This window comes from Nocardioides sp. NPDC000445, assembly GCF_040300245.1.
GTDB lineage: Bacteria > Actinomycetota > Actinomycetes > Propionibacteriales > Nocardioidaceae > Nocardioides.
Window position 1 is genome coordinate 36,215 of the sequence record NZ_JBEPDH010000010.1, and the last position, 18,063, is coordinate 54,277.

Annotated in this window: 19 protein-coding genes and 1 other RNA gene; 18 read left to right on the forward strand and 2 right to left on the reverse strand. The window is 68.8% G+C overall.

Annotation, left to right across the window (positions count from 1 at the left end):
• Positions 1–78 precede the first annotated feature (78 nt).
• On the reverse strand, positions 79–702 hold the full coding sequence (locus ABT304_RS14880) for a hypothetical protein (protein WP_350716182.1): 624 nt from the start codon (positions 700–702) through the stop codon (positions 79–81).
• A 74-nt stretch (positions 703–776) separates the two neighbouring features.
• Here ABT304_RS14880 and ftsE point away from each other — a divergent pair, with 74 nt between their 5' ends.
• From ftsE to ABT304_RS14950, 14 genes are all read left to right on the forward strand, one after another.
• Complete coding sequence (ftsE, locus tag ABT304_RS14885) at positions 777–1,466, forward strand: cell division ATP-binding protein FtsE (protein ID WP_008358693.1); 690 nt, start codon at positions 777–779, stop codon at positions 1,464–1,466.
• A 61-nt stretch (positions 1,467–1,527) separates the two neighbouring features.
• On the forward strand, positions 1,528–2,436 hold the full coding sequence (ftsX, locus tag ABT304_RS14890; RefSeq protein WP_160024728.1) for a permease-like cell division protein FtsX: 909 nt from the start codon (positions 1,528–1,530) through the stop codon (positions 2,434–2,436).
• Positions 2,437–2,459: 23 nt separating this feature from the next.
• Positions 2,460–3,725: a murein hydrolase activator EnvC family protein gene (locus tag ABT304_RS14895; protein WP_350716184.1), complete on the forward strand. Its 1,266-nt coding sequence runs from the start codon at positions 2,460–2,462 to the stop codon at positions 3,723–3,725.
• Between the two features lie 76 nt (positions 3,726–3,801).
• Entirely contained in the window at positions 3,802–5,073 is a 1,272-nt protein-coding gene (locus ABT304_RS14900; RefSeq protein WP_350716186.1) for a peptidoglycan DD-metalloendopeptidase family protein, read from the forward strand.
• A gap of 53 nt (positions 5,074–5,126) precedes the next feature.
• Complete coding sequence (gene smpB, locus ABT304_RS14905; RefSeq protein ID WP_350716188.1) at positions 5,127–5,606, forward strand: SsrA-binding protein SmpB; 480 nt, start codon at positions 5,127–5,129, stop codon at positions 5,604–5,606.
• 94 nt (positions 5,607–5,700) lie between these two features.
• Positions 5,701–6,072, forward strand: a transfer-messenger RNA (tmRNA) gene (ssrA, locus tag ABT304_RS14910).
• A 222-nt stretch (positions 6,073–6,294) separates the two neighbouring features.
• Positions 6,295–7,176, forward strand: coding sequence for a phenylalanine 4-monooxygenase (locus ABT304_RS14915; RefSeq protein ID WP_350716189.1), 882 nt, complete (start codon positions 6,295–6,297; stop codon positions 7,174–7,176).
• A gap of 37 nt (positions 7,177–7,213) precedes the next feature.
• Entirely contained in the window at positions 7,214–8,041 is an 828-nt protein-coding gene (locus ABT304_RS14920; protein WP_350716191.1) for a hypothetical protein, read from the forward strand.
• Complete coding sequence (locus ABT304_RS14925) at positions 8,038–8,445, forward strand: HIT family protein (RefSeq protein ID WP_350716192.1); 408 nt, start codon at positions 8,038–8,040, stop codon at positions 8,443–8,445. Before ABT304_RS14920 ends, ABT304_RS14925 begins: the two co-directional genes overlap by 4 nt.
• Before the next feature lie 18 nt (positions 8,446–8,463).
• Positions 8,464–9,399, forward strand: coding sequence for a YwqG family protein (locus ABT304_RS14930; protein WP_350716194.1), 936 nt, complete (start codon positions 8,464–8,466; stop codon positions 9,397–9,399).
• A 228-nt stretch (positions 9,400–9,627) separates the two neighbouring features.
• Positions 9,628–10,539, forward strand: a complete 912-nt coding sequence (locus ABT304_RS14935; protein ID WP_350716195.1) for a glycerophosphodiester phosphodiesterase — start codon at positions 9,628–9,630, stop codon at positions 10,537–10,539.
• Between the two features lie 76 nt (positions 10,540–10,615).
• Positions 10,616–11,767, forward strand: a complete 1,152-nt coding sequence (locus ABT304_RS14940; RefSeq protein WP_350716196.1) for a glycerophosphodiester phosphodiesterase — start codon at positions 10,616–10,618, stop codon at positions 11,765–11,767.
• 107 nt (positions 11,768–11,874) lie between these two features.
• Positions 11,875–12,642, forward strand: a complete 768-nt coding sequence (locus tag ABT304_RS14945) for an SDR family NAD(P)-dependent oxidoreductase (RefSeq protein ID WP_350716198.1) — start codon at positions 11,875–11,877, stop codon at positions 12,640–12,642.
• 99 nt (positions 12,643–12,741) lie between these two features.
• The gene (locus ABT304_RS14950) at positions 12,742–13,782 is read left to right on the forward strand and encodes a DUF3048 domain-containing protein (protein ID WP_350716200.1); all 1,041 of its coding nucleotides are present in this window, start codon (positions 12,742–12,744) and stop codon (positions 13,780–13,782) included.
• Between the two features lie 18 nt (positions 13,783–13,800).
• Here ABT304_RS14950 and ABT304_RS14955 read toward each other — a convergent pair whose 3' ends face one another.
• Complete coding sequence (locus tag ABT304_RS14955; protein ID WP_350664140.1) at positions 13,801–14,490, reverse strand: TetR/AcrR family transcriptional regulator; 690 nt, start codon at positions 14,488–14,490, stop codon at positions 13,801–13,803.
• Positions 14,491–14,615: 125 nt separating this feature from the next.
• Between ABT304_RS14955 and ABT304_RS14960 the strand changes: the two genes are divergently transcribed.
• The 4 genes from ABT304_RS14960 to ABT304_RS14975 all read left to right on the forward strand — a co-directional run bounded on the left by ABT304_RS14960 (position 14,616) and on the right by ABT304_RS14975 (position 17,966).
• A complete protein-coding gene (locus tag ABT304_RS14960) occupies positions 14,616–15,146 on the forward strand; it encodes a hypothetical protein (protein WP_350716201.1) in 531 nt (176 codons plus the stop codon).
• Positions 15,147–15,321: 175 nt separating this feature from the next.
• Positions 15,322–15,888: a YqgE/AlgH family protein gene (locus ABT304_RS14965; RefSeq protein WP_160024716.1), complete on the forward strand. Its 567-nt coding sequence runs from the start codon at positions 15,322–15,324 to the stop codon at positions 15,886–15,888.
• Positions 15,889–15,909: 21 nt separating this feature from the next.
• Positions 15,910–16,188, forward strand: coding sequence for a DUF3039 domain-containing protein (locus ABT304_RS14970; protein WP_160024715.1), 279 nt, complete (start codon positions 15,910–15,912; stop codon positions 16,186–16,188).
• Positions 16,185–17,966, forward strand: a complete 1,782-nt coding sequence (locus ABT304_RS14975) for a DEAD/DEAH box helicase (RefSeq protein ID WP_160024714.1) — start codon at positions 16,185–16,187, stop codon at positions 17,964–17,966. The genes ABT304_RS14970 and ABT304_RS14975 overlap by 4 nt, the downstream gene beginning before the upstream one ends.
• Positions 17,967–18,063: the final 97 nt, after the last annotated feature.

Here is an 18,063-nt window from a genome sequence, read left to right on the forward strand (position 1 = left end):
AGCGACTAAGTCGATTAAAGCACTCGACTTTAGGTCGGCGCAAACGACTCGCCCCGGACCGAATCTCGATCGAGAACCTCAGGCGTCGGCGGCGGCCGCGGTGAGGGTCACCAGGCACCAGCGGGAGGCGCGCTTCTGGACCGTCGCGGGCGCCTCGCCGGCCTTGCCGGTGAGCTCGCAGGAGAGCCAGGCGTCGCCGAAGAGGCCGCGGTGGACCACCTTCGTCTGCTTCTTCGCGTCGGTGCAGGTGAGGGCGACCGACGGCTTCCCGTACGCAGGGGTCGAAGCGGCCTTGCAGCCCTTGGGCACGCTCTTGGTCATCTGCGTGGCCCAGTCCAGGGTGACCGGCGGCGCGAAGACCCAGGCCCGCGCCGAGGTGGCCGAGTCCTCCGGCCCGGTCCAGATGCAGCCGTACTCCTGCGCGACGTCGTTGACCTGGCCCGAGATGGCGGTCTGGTCGCCGTCGCCGTAGGCCTTCTTCTCGGCGGCGGCGCCGCCGAGTGCCTCGGTCGCGTCCTCGGTCGGGACGCGGTCGCAGAACGCGCCGCGGCGTACGTGCATCGTGGTGGTGTCCGCGGTGCTCAGGTCGCCCTTCACCTCGGGGACCTCGGGCTCATCGTCTTTCAGGGTGAGTACGCCGACCCCGACCGCGATCGCGGTGAGGACTACGGCACCGATGAGGATCCGGACTGCAGAGCGCACGCCGTCAGAGTACAGGGGCAGGTATGTCCGAGCCGAAGTGCTGAGCCCACCACCGTTGCACTACCCTCGGTGCGGTGATCCGCTTCGAGAAGGTCAGCAAGGCCTACCCAGGGCAGGCGCGCCCCGCCCTCAACAGCCTTTCGATCGACATCCAGAAGGGGGAGTTCGTCTTCCTCGTGGGCCAATCCGGCTCGGGGAAGTCGACGGCGCTCAAGCTGATGCTGCGCGAGCAGCGCCCGACCACCGGGCGGGTCTACGTCGCCGGCAAGGAGATCAACCGGCTCGCCGGTTGGAAGGTGCCGCGGCTGCGCCGCCAGGTCGGCACGATCTTCCAGGACTTCCGCCTCCTGGCCAACAAGAACGTCGCCGAGAACGTCGCCTTCGCGATGCAGGTGACCGGTCACTCCAACCGCGAGATCCGGGAGCGCGTCCCGGAGACGCTCGAGCTGGTCGGTCTCGACGGCAAGGGCGACCGGATGCCCGACGAGCTCTCCGGTGGTGAGCAGCAGCGCGTGGCCGTCGCCCGCGCGTTCATCAACCGGCCGATGATCCTGATCGCCGACGAGCCGACCGGAAACCTCGACCCCGGCAACACCGTCGGCATCATGCGCCTGCTCGACCGCATCAACCGGTCCGGCACCACGATCGTGATGGCGACCCACGACGTCCAGATGGTCGACCAGATGCGCAAGCGCGTCATCGAGCTCGAGCACGGCCACCTCGTACGCGACCAGGTCCAGGGCGGCTACGGCGCTCAGTTCTGAGCCCCGGACCCCCTCACCTTCGACCAGGTTCTACAACCCAGAAAAGGTTCCTCGACCCGCCATGCAGCTGCGCTATGTATTCACCGAGCTCCGCCAGGGGCTACGCCGCAACCTGTCGATGCACGTCGCGGTGGCCCTGACGCTGCTCGTCTCGCTCACCCTCGCCGGCGTCGGCCTGCTGCTGCGTGAGCAGGCCCAGCTGACCGAGGAGGTCTGGGGCGACGAGCTGCAGATCACCTTCTACATGTGCAACGGCGCCAACGACCGCAACCCGCAGTGCGCCGGTGCCGTCGACGACAGCCAGAAGAAGGTCATCACCGACGCCCTCGAGGACAACAGGTACGTCGACAAGATCGAGGAGGAGAGCCAGGAGCAGGCCTACGAGCGGCTGCAGGCTCTCGATGTCGAAGGCGTCAGCGGTCCCGACCCGGTGGTCAAGTCCAGCGACATGTGGGAGTCCTACTGGGTCACGATGACCGATCCCCACCACTCCGCCGAGATCATCGAGGCGGTCGCCGGCCTGGACGGCATCGACCACGTGGGTGACGTCCACGAGGTCACCGGGCCCATCCTGGCCGCGGTCGACGGGCTGCAGAGCGCGGCGCTGGTCGGAGCGATCGTGCTGGTCATCGCGGCGTTGCTGCTGGTCGCCAACACCATCCGGCTGGCGGCCTTCGCCCGCCGTCGTGAGATCGGGATCATGCGACTGGTCGGTGCCTCGACCCTCTACATCGCGCTGCCGTTCCTCCTGGAGTCGCTCGTGGTGGCCCTCGTCGGGATCGGGCTGTCCGGGATCGCGCTGGCCGCAGTGATGTACTTCGGTGTCGAGCAGCGGCTCTCGTCCACCGCGGTGACCCAGTGGGTCGGCTGGGAAGAGTTCTTCAGCTCCTTCGCGATCGTCGCGATCCTCGGCATCCTGCTCACGCTCGTCCCGACACTCCTGCTCACCCGCAAATACATCAAGGTCTGACCCGGATCCCCTACCGTCGAGCCGTGCACGCCTTCCCCCGTGCCGGTTCGCTCGCCGCTGTGCTCAGTTGCGCCGTGGTGGCCGCCGTGCTGCTCTCGCCCACCCTTCCCTCCTCTGCCGACGAGAAGGACCGCCTCGAGCAGGAGCAGCGCAAGGTCCAGCAGGACCAGAAGGCCGCCGCCGAGGATCTCGAGCACTCCAGCGCCGGCCTGCGCAAGGCGTCGGCGACGTACGCCGCGGCCCGGAAGAAGCTCGACCAGGCCCGGACCCGCCTCGATGAGCTCAACGCCAAGCTCGTCGAGGTGCAGGCCGCGCACACCAAGCTCGAGGCCGAGCTCGCCGAGCAGAAGCTGCTGCTCGCCGAGGCGAAGCGGGAGCTCGCCGAGGGCCAGGCCGAGGTGAAGGTTCAGCGCGAGGAGATGCGCGACGCGATCCTGACCCGGTTCACCGGGGGAGACCCGCAGCTCGCCCAGGCGGCGGCCCTGCTCTCCGGAGGCTCCCTCGAGGACCTGATGCGCCAGCAGACGTACGTCGACGCGGCTTCCGCGGGGCAGGACGCCACCCTCCAGCGGATGGAGGCGACCGAGACGATGCTCGTCGTCCGCGAGGGCGAGGTGCAGGAGGCGACCGACGCGATCGCCGCCAAGGAGAAGGAGGCCCGGCAGCTGGTCGCCGAGGTCGACTCGCTCCGGGACCAGGCCGCCGCCGCCCACGCCGAGATGTCCACGCTCGCCGACCAGGCGGCCACCGCGAAGCAGTCGGCCGAGGCGGCCCGGGCGGCGGACGCCGCCGAGCTGCGCAAGCTCGAGGCCGAGGAGTCGGCGCTGCGTTCGAAGATCCGGTCGCTCGCCTCGGCGGGCTCCGGCTCCGACCGCAACGTGGGGTCGGTCGGCGGGCTCTTCGGACCGCCGGTGACCGACACCTACGTCACCTCGCCCTACGGCATCCGCAAGCACCCGATCTACGGCTACGTCTCGCTGCACAACGGCACCGACTTCTCCGCCCCCTGTGGCCGCCCGCTGCTCGCCGTCGACTCGGGACAGATCATCTCGACCTCGTACTCCAGCGTGTGGGGCAACCGCCTGCACCTGTATCTCGGCAAGGTCAACGGGCACTCCTACACCGCCGTCTACAACCACATCTCGAGCTACGCGAGGACCTCAGGGTCCGTCGGGCGCGGTGAGACCGTGGCGTACGCAGGGACCACCGGCTGGTCCACGGGCTGCCACCTGCACTTCACGATCCTGCGCGACGGCACCCCGGTCGACCCGGCACCACTGCTGGGCTGAACCCTCGCGGCTGAGCCCTGGGGGGTATCGTCTCCTGCTCGTCCGGTCATCCCCCACTGCCACCGGAGGCAATGCTGTGCACCCCGCGCGACTCGGCGCCATCCGTCTGAGCCGTCCCCTGCTCGCGCTGCTCATCGGCTGCGTGCTCGCCGGGACGCTGATCACCCCGCTCGCCCGAGCCGACGACTCGCTCGAGGACCAGCAGGAGCAGATCGAGAAGGAGAAGGAGGCGGCCCAGCACGCCGTCGAGCACTCCAGCGACGCCCTGCAGCGGGCCACCAGGGCCCTGGCCGCCGCCCAGAAGAAGCTGGCCGGCGCCCGGTCCCGGCTCGAGAAGACCGACGTACGCCTGCGGGCGGCCGCCCGTGAGCACCGCCGTGCCGAGGCGTCACTGGAGCGGCAGCGAGCCGTGCTCGAGGCCGCGCGTACGGACCTGCGCACCGCGCGGAAACGGGCGACCGAGTCCCAGGAGGACCTGCGCGACACGATCCTGGAGGAGTTCACCGCCGTCGGCGACCCGCGGCTCCAGGAGTTCTCGGCGCTGCTCGAGGGCGCGACCCTGGAGGAGCTGATGCGACGGCGCAACTACACCGACGCGGTGACCTCCTCGAAGGCCAGCACGCTGGAGCGGCTGCAGGCCGGGGAGCGACTGGTCGCCCGTCGCGAACGCGGCCAGCGCCGGGCCACCGCGGCGGTGGGGGCCACCGAGAGGACCGCCGCCAGGAAGGTCGCCGAGGTCAAGCGGCTCCGAGTCCGCGCGGCCGAGGCCCGCGACGAGATCGCGGCCCTGGTGACGCGGACCGCGGCGGCCAGGACGAAGGCCGCCGAGCTGGCCGAGGAGGATCGCAAGGTCCTCGCCGAGCTCGAGAAGCAGGATGCGGCGCTCAAGGAGAAGATCGCCGGGCTCGCCGAGGGCGCGCAGAACCGGACCGTCGACACGCTCGTGGGCATGTTGGCGATGCCCGTCGCGGACTCCTACGTCACCTCGCCCTACGGGATGCGCACCCACCCGACCACGGGGGAGTACAAGCTGCACGATGGCGTCGACCTGCACGCCCCCTGCGGCACGCCCCTGCGCGCTGCCGAGTCGGGCACGGTCATCGCGCAGGAGTGGAACGACGCGTACGGAAACCGTCTGCACCTGTTCCTCGGCAACATCAACGGGCACTCCTACACGGCCGTCTACAACCACCTCGAGGCGTACCGGAGCGATGTCGACGACACGGTCGCGCGCGGCGATGTCATCGGGCTCGCCGGGACGACCGGCTGGTCCACCGGATGCCATCTGCACTTCATGATCCTCCGGGACGGCGAGATCATCGACCCGATGCCGCTGCTGGGTCTGTGACTCGGTCCCTAAACGTTTCGCGGTCATGACCCTGCGCCTGAGAGAATGGAGGAATGGCGAAGGAGCAGGGGCGCAAGATGATCGCGCAGAACAAGAAGGCGCGACACGACTACCACATCGAGGACACCTACGAGGCCGGCATGGTCCTGCAGGGCACCGAGGTGAAGTCGCTGCGTGAGGGTCGCGCCTCCCTGGTCGACGGCTTCGTCGACATCGACCGTGGCGAGGCCTGGATCCACGGGATCCACATCCCCGAATACCTCAACGGCACCTGGACCAACCACTCCGCGCGCCGCAAGCGCAAGCTCCTCCTGCACCGTGCCGAGATCGACAAGATCGAGCGCAAGGTCTCCGAGAAGGGCCTCACCGTCGTCCCCCTCGCCCTCTACTTCCTCAACGGTCGCGCCAAGGTCGAGATCGGCGTCGCCAAGGGCAAGAAGTCGTGGGACAAGCGCAACACGATCGCCGAGCGTACGGCCAAGCGGGAGGCCGAGGTCGAGGTCGGCCGGAAGCTCAAGGGGATGAAGGGCTGACGGGTTTCCGCCGGCGAATAACCGAGTGGGGAATGCTGGCGGGGGGCTGTAGTGTTCTCTTACTGCCTGCACAACGGGCATTGACAAATCAAAAGGGGCTGATCGGTTTCGACTTGGGACGTTGCTCCCAGGGGAAGCGGGTCGAGGAGCCAGCGTCATCTCGTAAACGATCGCTGGAAACCAATAACTGCCAACGCTAAGCGCAGTTCCTTCGCTCTCGCCGCCTGACGCGGTGATCGAAGCGTCTGACCGAGTATCCGTCTCCGGCTCGGATCCAGGCGTCATCTAGGAGACTCCACCTCATGCACATGCCGACGGGGCATGAGGGACATCTAGTCGGCTGAGCCTGTCGGGGACGTGTCTGCGTCGAGCCCCGGGGATGAGAGAACGCCACCCACAGACTGCACCCGGAGAAGACCTGGCACGGCGCTCGAGGACCGGGGTTCGATTCCCCGCAGCTCCACAAACCTTTGGCCGACGTGTGCCCTCCATTCGGAGGGCCACGTCGGTTTGTCATTTTCAGGCGACGCTTCGCGTCGCGGCGGGGGCTTCGCCACCCGCACCCCCTTGGTTCCGTATGGTTGATGTTTCGGTGGGCGGAAGACTTCCTGTTGTTCACCTCCCTGGCGAGATGACTTCTCTTGCGTGCGCGATAGGGTTGTGAGGCGTACGTCACATGGAGGTAAGGATGTTCGAGGAAGGACAGCTCTACTCGCCCGTCACCGTGGGTGAGGATGGGCAGGTCGAGGTGCATCTGGGGGACAACCACCCCGGGTTCGCAGACCAGGACTACCGGGCACGACGCAGCGAGATCGCTGGCGCGGCGCTCGGTTGGAAGCCGGGGCAGCCGGTGCCCCGGATCGACTACACAGACACGGAGAACGAGATCTGGCGCACGGTGTGCCGTGAGATCGCGCCGCTGCACGCGAAGTACGCCTGCCGCAACTACATCGCGGCCGTGGAGGCCCTCAACCTCCCCCAGGACCGGGTGCCACAGCTCGACGAGGTCAGCGCCGGCCTGAAGCCGCTGACCGGTTTCGAGTACGTGCCGGCCGCGGGGATCGTCCCGCTGGAGGAGTTCTACGGGAGCCTGGCCGACGGGCAGTTCCACTCGACGCAGTATCTGCGTCACCACGCCGTGCCGCTCTACACCCCGGAGCCCGACATCATCCACGAGGTGATCGGCCACGGGAACCTCCTCGCCGATCCTCAGGTCGCCGAGGTCAAGCGCCTGGCCGGCGCCGCCGCGCGTCGTGTCCAGACCAGGGAGGCGCTCCAGGTCGTCGCCGACGTCTTCTGGTTCACCATCGAGTTCGGCGTGCTGTACGAGGACGGTGACATCAAGGCCTACGGGGCCGGGCTGCTCTCCTCCTACGGCGAGATCGAGGAGATGCACGAGGTGGAGGTACGTCCGCTCGACTTCGCCCAGATGGCGACGGTCGACTACGACATCACCCACTATCAGCCGGTGCTCTTCGCGGCGGAGTCGTTCAGCCACATGGTCGATGAGGTCGGTAACTTCTTCGCGACCTGCGACGACGACACGCCACAGCGTCTCGGTGCCGTCTAGACCGTTTCGACCGGTTCCGAGGCGTTAGCCTCGGATGATGATCGACGGCTACCGTAACCGCGCGCTGGAGGCGGCGCTCGCCGCCGCCGACGCCGACGCGGTCGGTGCCGCGCTGCGTACGGGGCAGGTTGTCGTTCCCCAGCTCGACGAGGCCCGGATCAGGGTCTTTCCCGGGGATCGCGGCAACCGGCCACCGTACGAGGCGATGCTCTTCTCCTCCCAGGAGGCGCTGGAGACCTTCCTCGCCGAGGACACCCGCCGGCGCGCGCAACTGCGCAACGCCGACGGGCTGCGGGAGTTCCTCACCGCCAACATCGAGGAGATCGCGTACGTCACCTTCGACCCGGCCGGCCCGAACCGGTTCCGGGCGGGCATCAAGGACGTGCTCAAGGCGATCGGTCCCAAGCCGCACGTCGACCTGCGGCTGCCGAAGGCACAGGAGTGGTACGTCGTGGACATGTCCGACGAGGACGTACGCGACTACCAGCTCGCCGACCTGGCCGCCAAGGTCCTCCCGAAGGTGCAGCGGTCCAGGGTCGAGCAGCCCGACTGGGCACAGTGGATGGCTGCCGCCAAGGACGCGGCCGTCGAGCAGGGGGCGGCGTTCCTGGCCTACTGGCTGCAGCGGGTCGGGCGGCGCCCGGCCGGGCTGGCGGTCGCGGTGAGCCGACCCGCCCCGTTCGGCATGGTGCGGCACCCGCTGCAGGCCGAGACGACGACGGTGGGGGAGCGGTGGGTGGCCTCACCAGACCGGCTCTACGAGTCGCGGCTGATCTACTCCTTCCCGCACCCCGACCTCGCCGACCTGGCGCTGCCGACCGTCGACCTCGTGGTCGCGACGCTGTCGTGGGGAGACGAATCGTGAGCTGTGTCTTCTGCGACGTCGTCGCGGGTGACCTGGCGGCCGAGGTGGTCTTCGAGGACGAGGGCTTCCTGGCCTTCCTCGACCATCGGCCGGTGCAGAAGGGTCACATCCTGATGGTGCCCAGACAGCATCTCGCCACACTCCTCGATCTCCCTCCTGACCTGCACGAACGCTTCGTCGCCAACGCCCAGCGCCTGGCCGCAGCGGTCGTGGAGGGACTGGGCGCCCAGGGCAGCTTCGTCGCGGTCAACAACGTGGTCAGCCAGTCCGTCCCACACCTCCACCTGCACGTCGTCCCCCGCACCCGCGGTGACGGCCTCAAGGGCTTCTTCTGGCCCCGCCACAAGTACGCCGCCGGTGAGCAGAAGGAGTACGCCGACCGGCTGCGTGCTGTGCTGGGCTGACTGGTGTGGGCGGTGAGGGTGTGGGACGATCCGCGCGCCTCGAACCGTGCTCGACCATCGGAGGAGATCGACGTGCCTAGGCTGACCACCAACCCGCGTCCGGTGGCGTTCGCGGACATCGATCCCCGGATCGTTGGGCTGGCTCGAGATGCGGCCAGGCTGCATCCGCGCCCCGGCAGCCCGTCTGTGCTCGAGAGCTCGGTCGGCGGGCCGATGCTGTGGCCTGCCGATGAGCCCTGGCCGCTGTGCCCCGGCGACCATGCATTCGACCAGGACGGCCCGGACCCGCTCCCGCTCATCGCGGGTGTTCAGGTGTATCTGCGCGATGCTCCGTCCCTCCCGCACCCGCCCGGCGTCGACCTGCTTCAGATGATGTGGTGTCCGACGCTCGGGATCGAGGCGGACGACCATACGGCGGACGGGCATCTCCAGGTGTTCTGGCGGGCATCCTCGGACGTCAAGGCGGTGCTGGCAGACCCGCCCGCGCCGCCCCCGGAACGCGTATGGACGGAGATCGTCCCGGCGCGGTGCGTCGTCAACCCGGAACAGATCACCGAGTATCCGACAACCGACTGGTTGCCCGCAGAACTCGTCGAGGCCGTCCAGCGCTGCGAGGCTCTTGGTGAGGATCCCGCCTATACCTACAACATGCTCGCGGTGGCACAAGGCATCAAGGTCGGCGGCTGGGCGGGTTCAGCGTCGTTCTGGGGTCCTGCCGGCCCTGACTACTTCCGATGCGAGTGCGGAGCTGCCCTCGATGCCTTGATCCAGCTCGACGACGAGTGGGACGGGACCGAGACCTGGCGGCCGATCGAGGACGCGGGCAAGACCTCCTACGCCGACCGGCGACTCAGCCAGTTGGCCGCGGATCTGGACATCGGCCGCGGGTACGCCCTACAGACCTACTACTGCACTGCAGACTGGACGCATCCGATCGCGCGCTACATGCAGTGACTGGTGGGCCGACGCTGAGAGCATCGCTATGACGGAGGGTCCGACCTTGTGAAGCATTCACAAGGTCGGACCCTCCGTCATAGCGGGCGGTGAGGTCGTTGCCGAGCAGCGGGTGCCGAACCGAGTTCACCGAGGCGTACGGCTTCGGCCATCGAGTCGTCGGGGCGAGGTCGGCGGCGACCGATTCACTCGAGATCAGTTGTTGTCCACTGATCCCGGGAGTGCGCAATGTCGCTGTCGTCCGTCGCGTCCAAGACCTTCACCTCAACACTGGCCGGCGTCGCGCTGGCAGCAGGCACGATGATCGTTCCGGTGGCGGTCAACGCCGTGGAGGCCAACCGGGCCGATGACATCACGGTCACGGCCCATCGGGGAGCGAGTGCGTACGCCCCGGAGAACACCCTCGCGGCCTTCGCCGTCGGTATCGAGCAGCGGGCCGACTGGATCGAGTCGGACGTGCAGGCCACCAAGGACGGCGAGCTCGTGCTGATGCACGACACCACCCTGTCACGCACCACCGACGTCGAGCAGCGCTTCCCCGGCCGCTCGCCGTGGAACGTCAAGGACTTCACCCTCGCCGAGATCAAGACGCTGGACGCCGGCTCCTGGTTCAGCGAGGAGTACGCCGGCGAGCCGGTGCCGACGCTGAAGGAGATGGTCGAGCAGGTGCGGCCGACACGGTCCGGGATCCTGATGGAGCTCAAGTCGCCGGCGCTCTACCCGGGGATCGAGAAGAAGGTCGCGGCCGAGTTCGACTCGTTCCCGGGCTACATCGACTCCGCCGTCGCCGCCGGCCGGCTCGCCGTGCAGAGCTTCGACTTCGGCTCGATGAAGACGTACAAGGGCATCCAGCCCGAGGTGCCGGTCGGCCTGCTCGGCACCCCTGCCTACGCCGACCTGGACAGCTACACCTGGGCCGACCAGATCAACCCGCACTTCGGCTCCTTCGACGCGGGCTACGTCGCCCGGGTGCACGCGCTCGGTATGCACATCCACTCCTGGACGGTCGACGACGCCGCGACCATGAGCGCCGTCCTGGACCGCGGTGTCGACGGCATCATCACCAACAACCCCGACGTGCTCCGTGAAGTGATCGCCGGGCGGCGTACGCCGTCCCTAGACTTGGGCGATGCCGCCTGAGTCGCTTCGGCAGATCGTCACGCCACGTTCACCGCACACCGGCCCCAGCGACTCCCGGGGCCGGTGTGATCTGGGCATGATCACGCTGAACCCCACTCGCATGCGTACTCTCGCGCTTGCCGCCGCCGCGGCGCTCGCCGCCGGGACCGTTCTGGTCTCGCACCCCGCCTCCGCGACGGCCCCCACCACGACCGCCGCCCAGGCGGCCAAGCACAAGCAGGCCGACCCGATCGTCTTCGGTCACCGCGGTGCCTCCGGCTACCGGCCCGAGCACACCCTGGCGGCGTACGACCTGGCCATCCAGCAGGGTGCCGACTTCATCGAGCCCGACGTGGTCTCGACCAAGGACGGCGTGCTCGTCGCCCGCCACGAGAACGAGATCTCCGGCACGACCGACGTCGCCGACCACCCCGAGTTCGCGACTCGGAAGAAGACCAAGACCATCGACGGCAACGCGCTGACCGGCTGGTTCACCGAGGACTTCACCCTCGCCGAGCTCAAGACGCTGCGCGCCAAGGAGCGCATCCCGGGCGACCGTCCGGCTAACACGGCGTACAACGGCCTCTACGAGGTGCCGACCCTCGACGAGGTGCTCGACCTGGTCGACGCCAAGGAGGCCGAGACCGGCCGCACTATCGGCGTCGCGCCGGAGACCAAGCACCCGACGTACTTCGACTCCATCGGTCTCTCGCTGGAGGAGCCGCTCGCGAAGAGCCTCAAGCGCCACGGCCTCGGCGGCAAGCGCGCCGCGGCGGTCATCCAGTCCTTCGAGGTCAGCAACCTCAAGGACCTCAACCGCATGGTCGACACCAAGCTGGTGCAGCTGGTCGACTTCGGTGGTGCGCCCTACGATCAGGTGGTGGCCGGCACCGGCGTGACCAACGACTACCTGGTCACCGACAAGGGTCTGCGCGGCATCAAGCGGTACGCCGACCAGGTGGCGCCGTACAAGTTCTACTTCATCCCGCGCAACGCGGACGGCACCCTGGGCGAGGCCACCGACCTCGCCGACCGTGCCCAGCGCGTCGGGCTGCCGACCGTCATCTGGACCATGCGCGCCGAGAACAAGTACCTGCCCACCGAGTGCCGCGCCGGCACCGACCCGATCGCGATCGGTGATCTCGGCTGCGAGGTCGGTCCCTACCTCGACGCCGGTGTGGACGCGTTCTTCACCGACCACCCCGACCTGGGCGTGGCCGCGCGCGACGCTTGGCTGGCGAACCAGTAGTGGCTACCAATCAGTAGACACCTCGCGACATGACGTACGGCCCTCGCTATTGTCGGCGGGGGCCGCACGTGTTCGTGGGCCTGGTCACAACCAAAGGAGTTTGAGTCATGGGTCGTTTCGACGGACGCGTCGCAGTCATCACCGGTGCAGCGCGCGGGATCGGTTTCGGAGTCGCCACGCGTTTCGCCGAGGAGGGTGCCTCGGTCGCGATCATCGACCTCGACGAGGCCGCCGCCGCTGAGGCTGCCGCCAAGCTTCCGCTGGCCGCGGGCGCCAAGTCGGTCGGCATCGGCGCCAACGTCGCCGTGCCTGCGGACACCGAGGCCGCGGTCGCGCGCGTCGTCGAGGAGCTCGGTGGCCTGCATATCCTGATGAACAACGCCGGCATCACCCGCGACAACCTGCTCTTCAAGATGACCGAGGACGACTGGGACCTGGTCATGAACGTCCACCTCAAGGGCCACTTCCTGATGTCGAAGGCCGCGCAGGCGGTCTTCGTGAAGCAGAAGTACGGCAAGATCATCAACGTCTCCTCCACCTCGGCCCTGGGCAACCGCGGCCAGGCGAACTACTCGGCCGCCAAGATGGGCGTGCAGGGCTTCACCCGCACCCTGGCGCTCGAGCTCGGCCCGTTCGGCGTCAACGTGAACGCCATCGCGCCGGGGTTCATCGCCACCGAGATGACCGACCAGACTGCGGCCCGCCTCGGCCTCGACGTGGACGAGTTCCGCAAGCTCTCGGCCGACGCCAACCCGGTCAAGCGCGTCGGCGAGCCCGCCGACATCGCCGCCGCCGCGGCCTTCCTGGCCAGCGACGAGGCGTCCTACATCACCGGCCAGACCCTCTACGTCGACGGTGGCGCCACCGTCGCCTGAGTCCTCCGAAGAAGGAACCCCGGGCGCGGGCCCGTCGACCGCAACGATTACCGTCTGACACTCGTCTTGGTACTGAGCCGATTCAGATGGAGATCGATGATGCGTACGTCCCGCCCGGGGTTCCTCCTGCGAGCAGCGGCGACGCTGACCGCCGCGGGTCTGGTCCTGACCGGCTGTGGGTCCTCGGAGGAGCCCACGGATGCGAAGCCGTCGCCGTCGGCGCCCGCTGAGCCCGACCACGAGCCGCTGACGGGCGTCGAGCTCCCCGAGGGGCAGACCGCCGCACGCAAGCACCCCGCCTACATCGTCAAGATCGACAACACCGCGGCCAGCGACCCGCAGTACGGTCTCGCCAAGGCCGACATGGTCGTCCAGGAGCTGGTCGAGGGTGGCGTGACCCGGCTGGCCGTCGCGTACTACTCCCAGCTTCCCAAGGAGGCCGGTCCGGTCCGTTCGATGCGGGCGACCGACGCGGGAATCGCCGCGCCGATCAATGCCAAGATCATGACCAGCGGCGCGGCGCCGTACACCTTCGCGCAGCTGAAGAAGCACGACATCTCGTGGATCGACATGTCCACCCCCTACGTCGTACGTGACACCAGCAAGCCCCACGACTTCCTGCACAGCGTCGTCGGCAAGGTCGCGAAGGCCGGCAACGCGGCCGCCAAGGACGGCAAGGCGAAGCGGCCCGGCGACTTCATGCCCTGGGGCGACGCGACCACCAAGCTGACCGGTGGCAAGCCCGCCAAGGCCGTCGACGTGAAGTTCTCCCAGGCGCGCACGGACAACTGGGTCTTCAAAGGCGGCAAGTACCGCCTGCAGAACAACTACATGTCCAAGAGCGGCCAGTTCCTCGCCGACACGGTCGTGGTCGCGCAGACCAAGACCACCATCGCCCCCTACAAGGACCCGGGCGGCGCGATCGTGCCGGTCTCCCACTTCACCGGCCGAGGCAAGGCGTGGATCATGCGCGCCGGCCAGATCGTCGAGGCGACCTGGGTGAAGAAGGGCGAGAAGGGCGCGGTGACGTTCACCGACGCCAGCGGCGCCGCGATCGAGATCCCGCCGGGCAAGGTCTGGCTGGATCTGATCCCGAAGGGCAACGGTCAGGTCGAGCCCGGTGGCGTGATCGTCAGGTAGTGCCCAGAGATCGGGCTCTCAGCGCATGTCCTCGACCTTGACGCCCTGCTTGGCCAGGGTCTGGACCCCGGTCAGCAGGTAGGTCACGGCCAGCTCGATGCGCTCGGCCGCGTCCTCGGGGTCGCTGGCCTCGGTGACGGACTCGCCGGCCGCCGACATCGCCCCGAAGAAGAGCCGGGCGAAGGTCGCCACCATCTCGTCGTCGACGGTCCGGTCACCGGCCCGCAGGACGGCGGCGACGATGTCCTCGACGACGGTGAAGGTGGAGCGCTCCTCCTGCTCGCGGTAGCGCTGGTAGCCGAGGACGGCCGGACCCTCCTGCACGACGATGCGGCGGTAGGTGGGCTGCTGGACGGCCTCCAGGAACGTACGCAGCCCGGCCCGGGCCTGCTCCCAGGGGTCCTTCGTCTCGCGCATGGCGGCATCGATGCTCTGCGCGGTGGCGGCCTCGACCTTCTCGAAGACGACCTCGTAGAGCGCCTGCTTGCCGCTGAAGTGGTGGTAGAGCGCACCCTTGGTGACCTCGGCTCCGGCCACGATGGCGTCCAGCGAGGTGCTCGCGTAGCCGTGCTCGGTGAAGAGTCTCTCGGCGACCTCGACGAGCGTCTTCTTGGTCGAGGCGGAGAACTGCTGCCTCCGTGACATCCCCGGCACCGACGGAAGCGGAGGAACCTTGGGGACGAGCTTGCTCACGGACGACTTTGCCACCCGTCCACTCTAACGGCCGTGTTCGGAATCACCGTCCCAGGTGTTGGCCATACCGTCAGTATGTCCCGTACTATAGGTACGTACTCACGGTATGTGAGTGCCCACCTTCCGCAAGGAGCCGACAAATGAGCTGGACCAGCCATCACAAGCGCGGGGAGATCCTCCGCGGCGTGGTCGCCGTCATCGACGAGCGTCGAGACGGTCTGCTGCCCATGGATCTTCCCGGCGTCACCGACACCTTCACCGACGAGCTCGACCTGCTCGCCGCCCTGCAGCTGCGCTGGCACACCCGCCTGTCCGGCCGCATCGAGAGCGAGCTCGCCAACCAGCCGATGGACCTCGAGGACGCCGTCGTCCGGGCCTGGCATGGCGCTGCCGACGACCTGCCCGGCATCCGCACGGTCCTCGACCGCTATCACGCGCTTCCTGTCGACGAGGCGATGGCCACCGCGCTGGCCAAGTCGCAGGCCAAGGAGCACCTGACCCTCGCCGTCATGGCCGGCCGCGGCGCCTTCGCCGACGCCGAGTGCGTCCGTCTCGGCTCGATGATCGAGGCGCGTGCCCGTGCCGAGTACGCACCGGCTGCCGAAGTCGTCGAGCGCGGGCCCTTCGCCGGCCTCGTCGACATGCTCCGAGCGGTCCGCTCGGCAGCCTGAAGCTGCGTACGGGCCGTCTGACCAGGCCCCGGGCGCCGGTGCGCTCCCTCCGCGGACTCCCTCCGCACCTCCCTAAGTGCCGGCCCCGGGGCCTTTGCCTGTCTCGTCCCGAGAAGCGGGCATTGTTGGTTTCCTGTTGCGGGTGGCGTGACCGAGGTGGTGCGATCATGGCGTCATGACGGAGCAGAAGGACGTACGCGCCGGGCGGCTGCTGGTGGCCACCCCGGAGCTTCGCGACCCCAACTTCGTCGACACCGTGGTGCTCTTGATCGAGGTCAACGACGACGGTGCGCTCGGCGTGGTGCTGAACCGGCCATCACCCGTGCCGGTCGCCGAGGTGCTGCATCCGTGGGCGACCTCCGTCGCCGATCCCGACGTCCTCTTCCAGGGCGGCCCGGTGAGCAAGGACTCCGCGATCGCGGTCGCGCTCCTGGTCGACTCCGACGACCCGCCGCTGGGCTTCCGGCCCGTCGTCGGACGCCTCGGGCTGCTCGACCTCGACACGCCCGTCGAACTGGTCGACGGCACCTTGTCGCGGTTGCGCATCTTCGCCGGATACGCCGGCTGGGGCGCGGCTCAGCTCCAGGGTGAGGTGGACGAAGGGTCCTGGTATGTGGTCGACGGCGAGCCGTACGACTCCTTCCTCGACGACGTGAGCTCGATGTGGGCAGCGGTGCTCCGGCGCCAGCCCGGTGAGCTGGCCTTCCACGCCACGCGACCGCCCGACCCCGAACTGAATTAGCGGGCTAGTAAGGTTGGGGGCATGGGCATCCTGGGATTCGGCACGAAAGAAGCCGTCAAGGAACGGGAGGACATCCGCGAGCAGGACGTCCCCACCGAGGAGGGTGACCACGACCGCTACTCCCACTACGTGGAGAAGGACAAGCTGACCGAGGCGATGGTCATGGGCACGCCCGTGGTCGCGCTGTGCGGCAAGGTGTGGGTGCCGAGCCGCGACGGGTCCAAGTTCCCGGTCTGCCCCGACTGCAAAGAGATCTTCGAGGGGATGCCGCCTAGCGGTGGCGAGGGCGACGACGAGTGAGTAGCGCCGAGCTTCCCGGCGCCCTCACACCCGCGTGGCCCAACAAGGCCGCGTGGGGCACTGCGCCCAAGCTGCGTGCTTGGCAGCAGGAGGCGCTGTCCAAGTACCTGTCCGAACAGCCCCGTGACTACCTCGCCGTCGCGACGCCCGGGGCCGGAAAGACGACCTTCGCGCTGACCGTCGCCGCCGAGCTCCTCGGCCGCAGGCTGGTCGACCGGGTCACCATCGTCGCCCCCACCGAGCACCTCAAGGTCCAGTGGGCCGAGGCCGCCGCCCGGGCCGGGATCCCGATCGACCCGACCTACTCCGCGGGCCAGGGCAAGACCTCGGCCGACTACGTCGGGATCGCGGTGACGTACGCCGGGGTGGCGGTCAACCCGCTCGCGATGCGGATCCGCACCGAGCGGTTCAAGACGCTGGTGATCCTCGACGAGGTGCACCACGCCGGCGACGCGCTCTCGTGGGGCGAGGGGGTCCGGGAGGCCTTCGAGCCGGCCGCGCGACGGCTGGCGCTGACCGGAACGCCGTTCCGCTCGGACACCAACCCGATCCCGTTCGTCACCTACGCGCCCGGCGAGGACGGCATCCCGCGCTCGGCGGCCGACTACACCTACGGCTACGCCGAGGCGCTGCGCGACCACGTCGTCCGCCCGGTGCTGTTCATGGCCTACTCGGGACAGATGCAGTGGCGCACCCGGGCCGGCGACGAGATCGCCGCCCACCTCGGCGAGCCGCTCACCAAGGATCTGACCTCGCAGGCGCTGCGGACCGCGCTCGACCCGGCCGGATCGTGGATCCCGTCCGTGCTCGCTGCCGCCGACAAGCGCCTGACCGAGGTGCGGCGCCACGTCCCGGACGCGGGCGGGCTGGTCATCGCGACCGACCAGGATTCGGCGCGCTCCTACGCCAAGACGCTGAAGACCATCACCGGGCAGAGCGCGACCGTGGTGCTCTCCGACGAGAAGGCCGGCTCGAAGAAGATCGCCAAGTTCTCCGAGTCCGACGACCGCTGGATGGTCGCGGTCCGGATGGTCTCCGAGGGCGTCGACGTGCCCCGGCTCGCGGTCGGGGTCTACGCGACCACCACCTCGACGCCGCTCTTCTTCGCGCAGGCGGTGGGGCGCTTCGTACGTGCTCGTACGCGGGGTGAGACCGCCTCCGTCTTCCTGCCGTCCGTCCCGAACCTGCTCGGCTTCGCCTCCGAGCTGGAGCTGCAGCGCGACCACGTGCTCGGCAAGAAGGTCACCAGCGAGGACGACATCTTCGCCGCCGAGGACGCGCTGATGGCCGCGGCCAACGCCGAGGAAGGCGCCTCCGAGGAGGAGCTGGGAGCCTGGGAGGCCATGGGCTCCGAGGCGCGCTTCGACCGGGTGCTCTTCGACGGCGGCGAGTTCGGCCACTCGGGCGAGGTGCACGTCGGTTCCGAGGAGGAAATGGACTTCCTCGGCATCCCCGGGCTGCTCGACGCCGACCAGATGAAGACGCTGCTCCAGCAGCGGCAGAGCGACCGGGCCCGCAAGCAGAAGTCGGCCTCTGCGCCGGTCGCTGCCGACGAGCCCGTCGCCGCGGTCGCCGCCCACGAGCAGCTCGCCGTGCTCCGCCGCGAGCTCAACGGCCTGGTCGCCGCCTGGCACCACCGGACCAAGACGCCTCACGGAGTCACCCACAACAGGCTCCGCAAGGAGTGCGGCGGCCCGCCGGCCGCGGTCGCCAACGCCGACCAGCTCAAGGCCCGCATCGACACGTTGCGCGACTGGGCCGCGCGCGGCTCGGCCTGAGGTTTGCGGCCCGCCTGGAGACATAGTCCAGGGAGTTTCCGTCGGTCTACTCGCCAGTAACGGACGGAAACTCCCTGGACTACCCCGTCCGGCAGAC

Bases quoted from the DNA above. Each gene is read 5' to 3' on its own strand.
- ABT304_RS14945 (WP_350716198.1), top strand. From the start codon at position 11,875: ATGGGTCGTTTCGACGGACGCGTCGCAGTCATCACCGGTGCAGCGCGC.
- ABT304_RS14970 (WP_160024715.1), top strand. From the start codon at position 15,910: ATGGGCATCCTGGGATTCGGCACGAAAGAAGCCGTCAAGGAACGGGAG.
- smpB (WP_350716188.1), top strand. From the start codon at position 5,127: ATGGCGAAGGAGCAGGGGCGCAAGATGATCGCGCAGAACAAGAAGGCG.
- ABT304_RS14920 (WP_350716191.1), top strand. From the start codon at position 7,214: ATGATCGACGGCTACCGTAACCGCGCGCTGGAGGCGGCGCTCGCCGCC.
- ABT304_RS14965 (WP_160024716.1), top strand. From the start codon at position 15,322: ATGACGGAGCAGAAGGACGTACGCGCCGGGCGGCTGCTGGTGGCCACC.
- ftsX (WP_160024728.1), top strand. From the start codon at position 1,528: ATGCAGCTGCGCTATGTATTCACCGAGCTCCGCCAGGGGCTACGCCGC.
- ABT304_RS14960 (WP_350716201.1), top strand. From the start codon at position 14,616: ATGAGCTGGACCAGCCATCACAAGCGCGGGGAGATCCTCCGCGGCGTG.
- ABT304_RS14915 (WP_350716189.1), top strand. From the start codon at position 6,295: ATGTTCGAGGAAGGACAGCTCTACTCGCCCGTCACCGTGGGTGAGGAT.
- ABT304_RS14950 (WP_350716200.1), top strand. From the start codon at position 12,742: ATGCGTACGTCCCGCCCGGGGTTCCTCCTGCGAGCAGCGGCGACGCTG.
- ABT304_RS14935 (WP_350716195.1), top strand. From the start codon at position 9,628: ATGTCGCTGTCGTCCGTCGCGTCCAAGACCTTCACCTCAACACTGGCC.
- ABT304_RS14940 (WP_350716196.1), top strand. From the start codon at position 10,616: ATGATCACGCTGAACCCCACTCGCATGCGTACTCTCGCGCTTGCCGCC.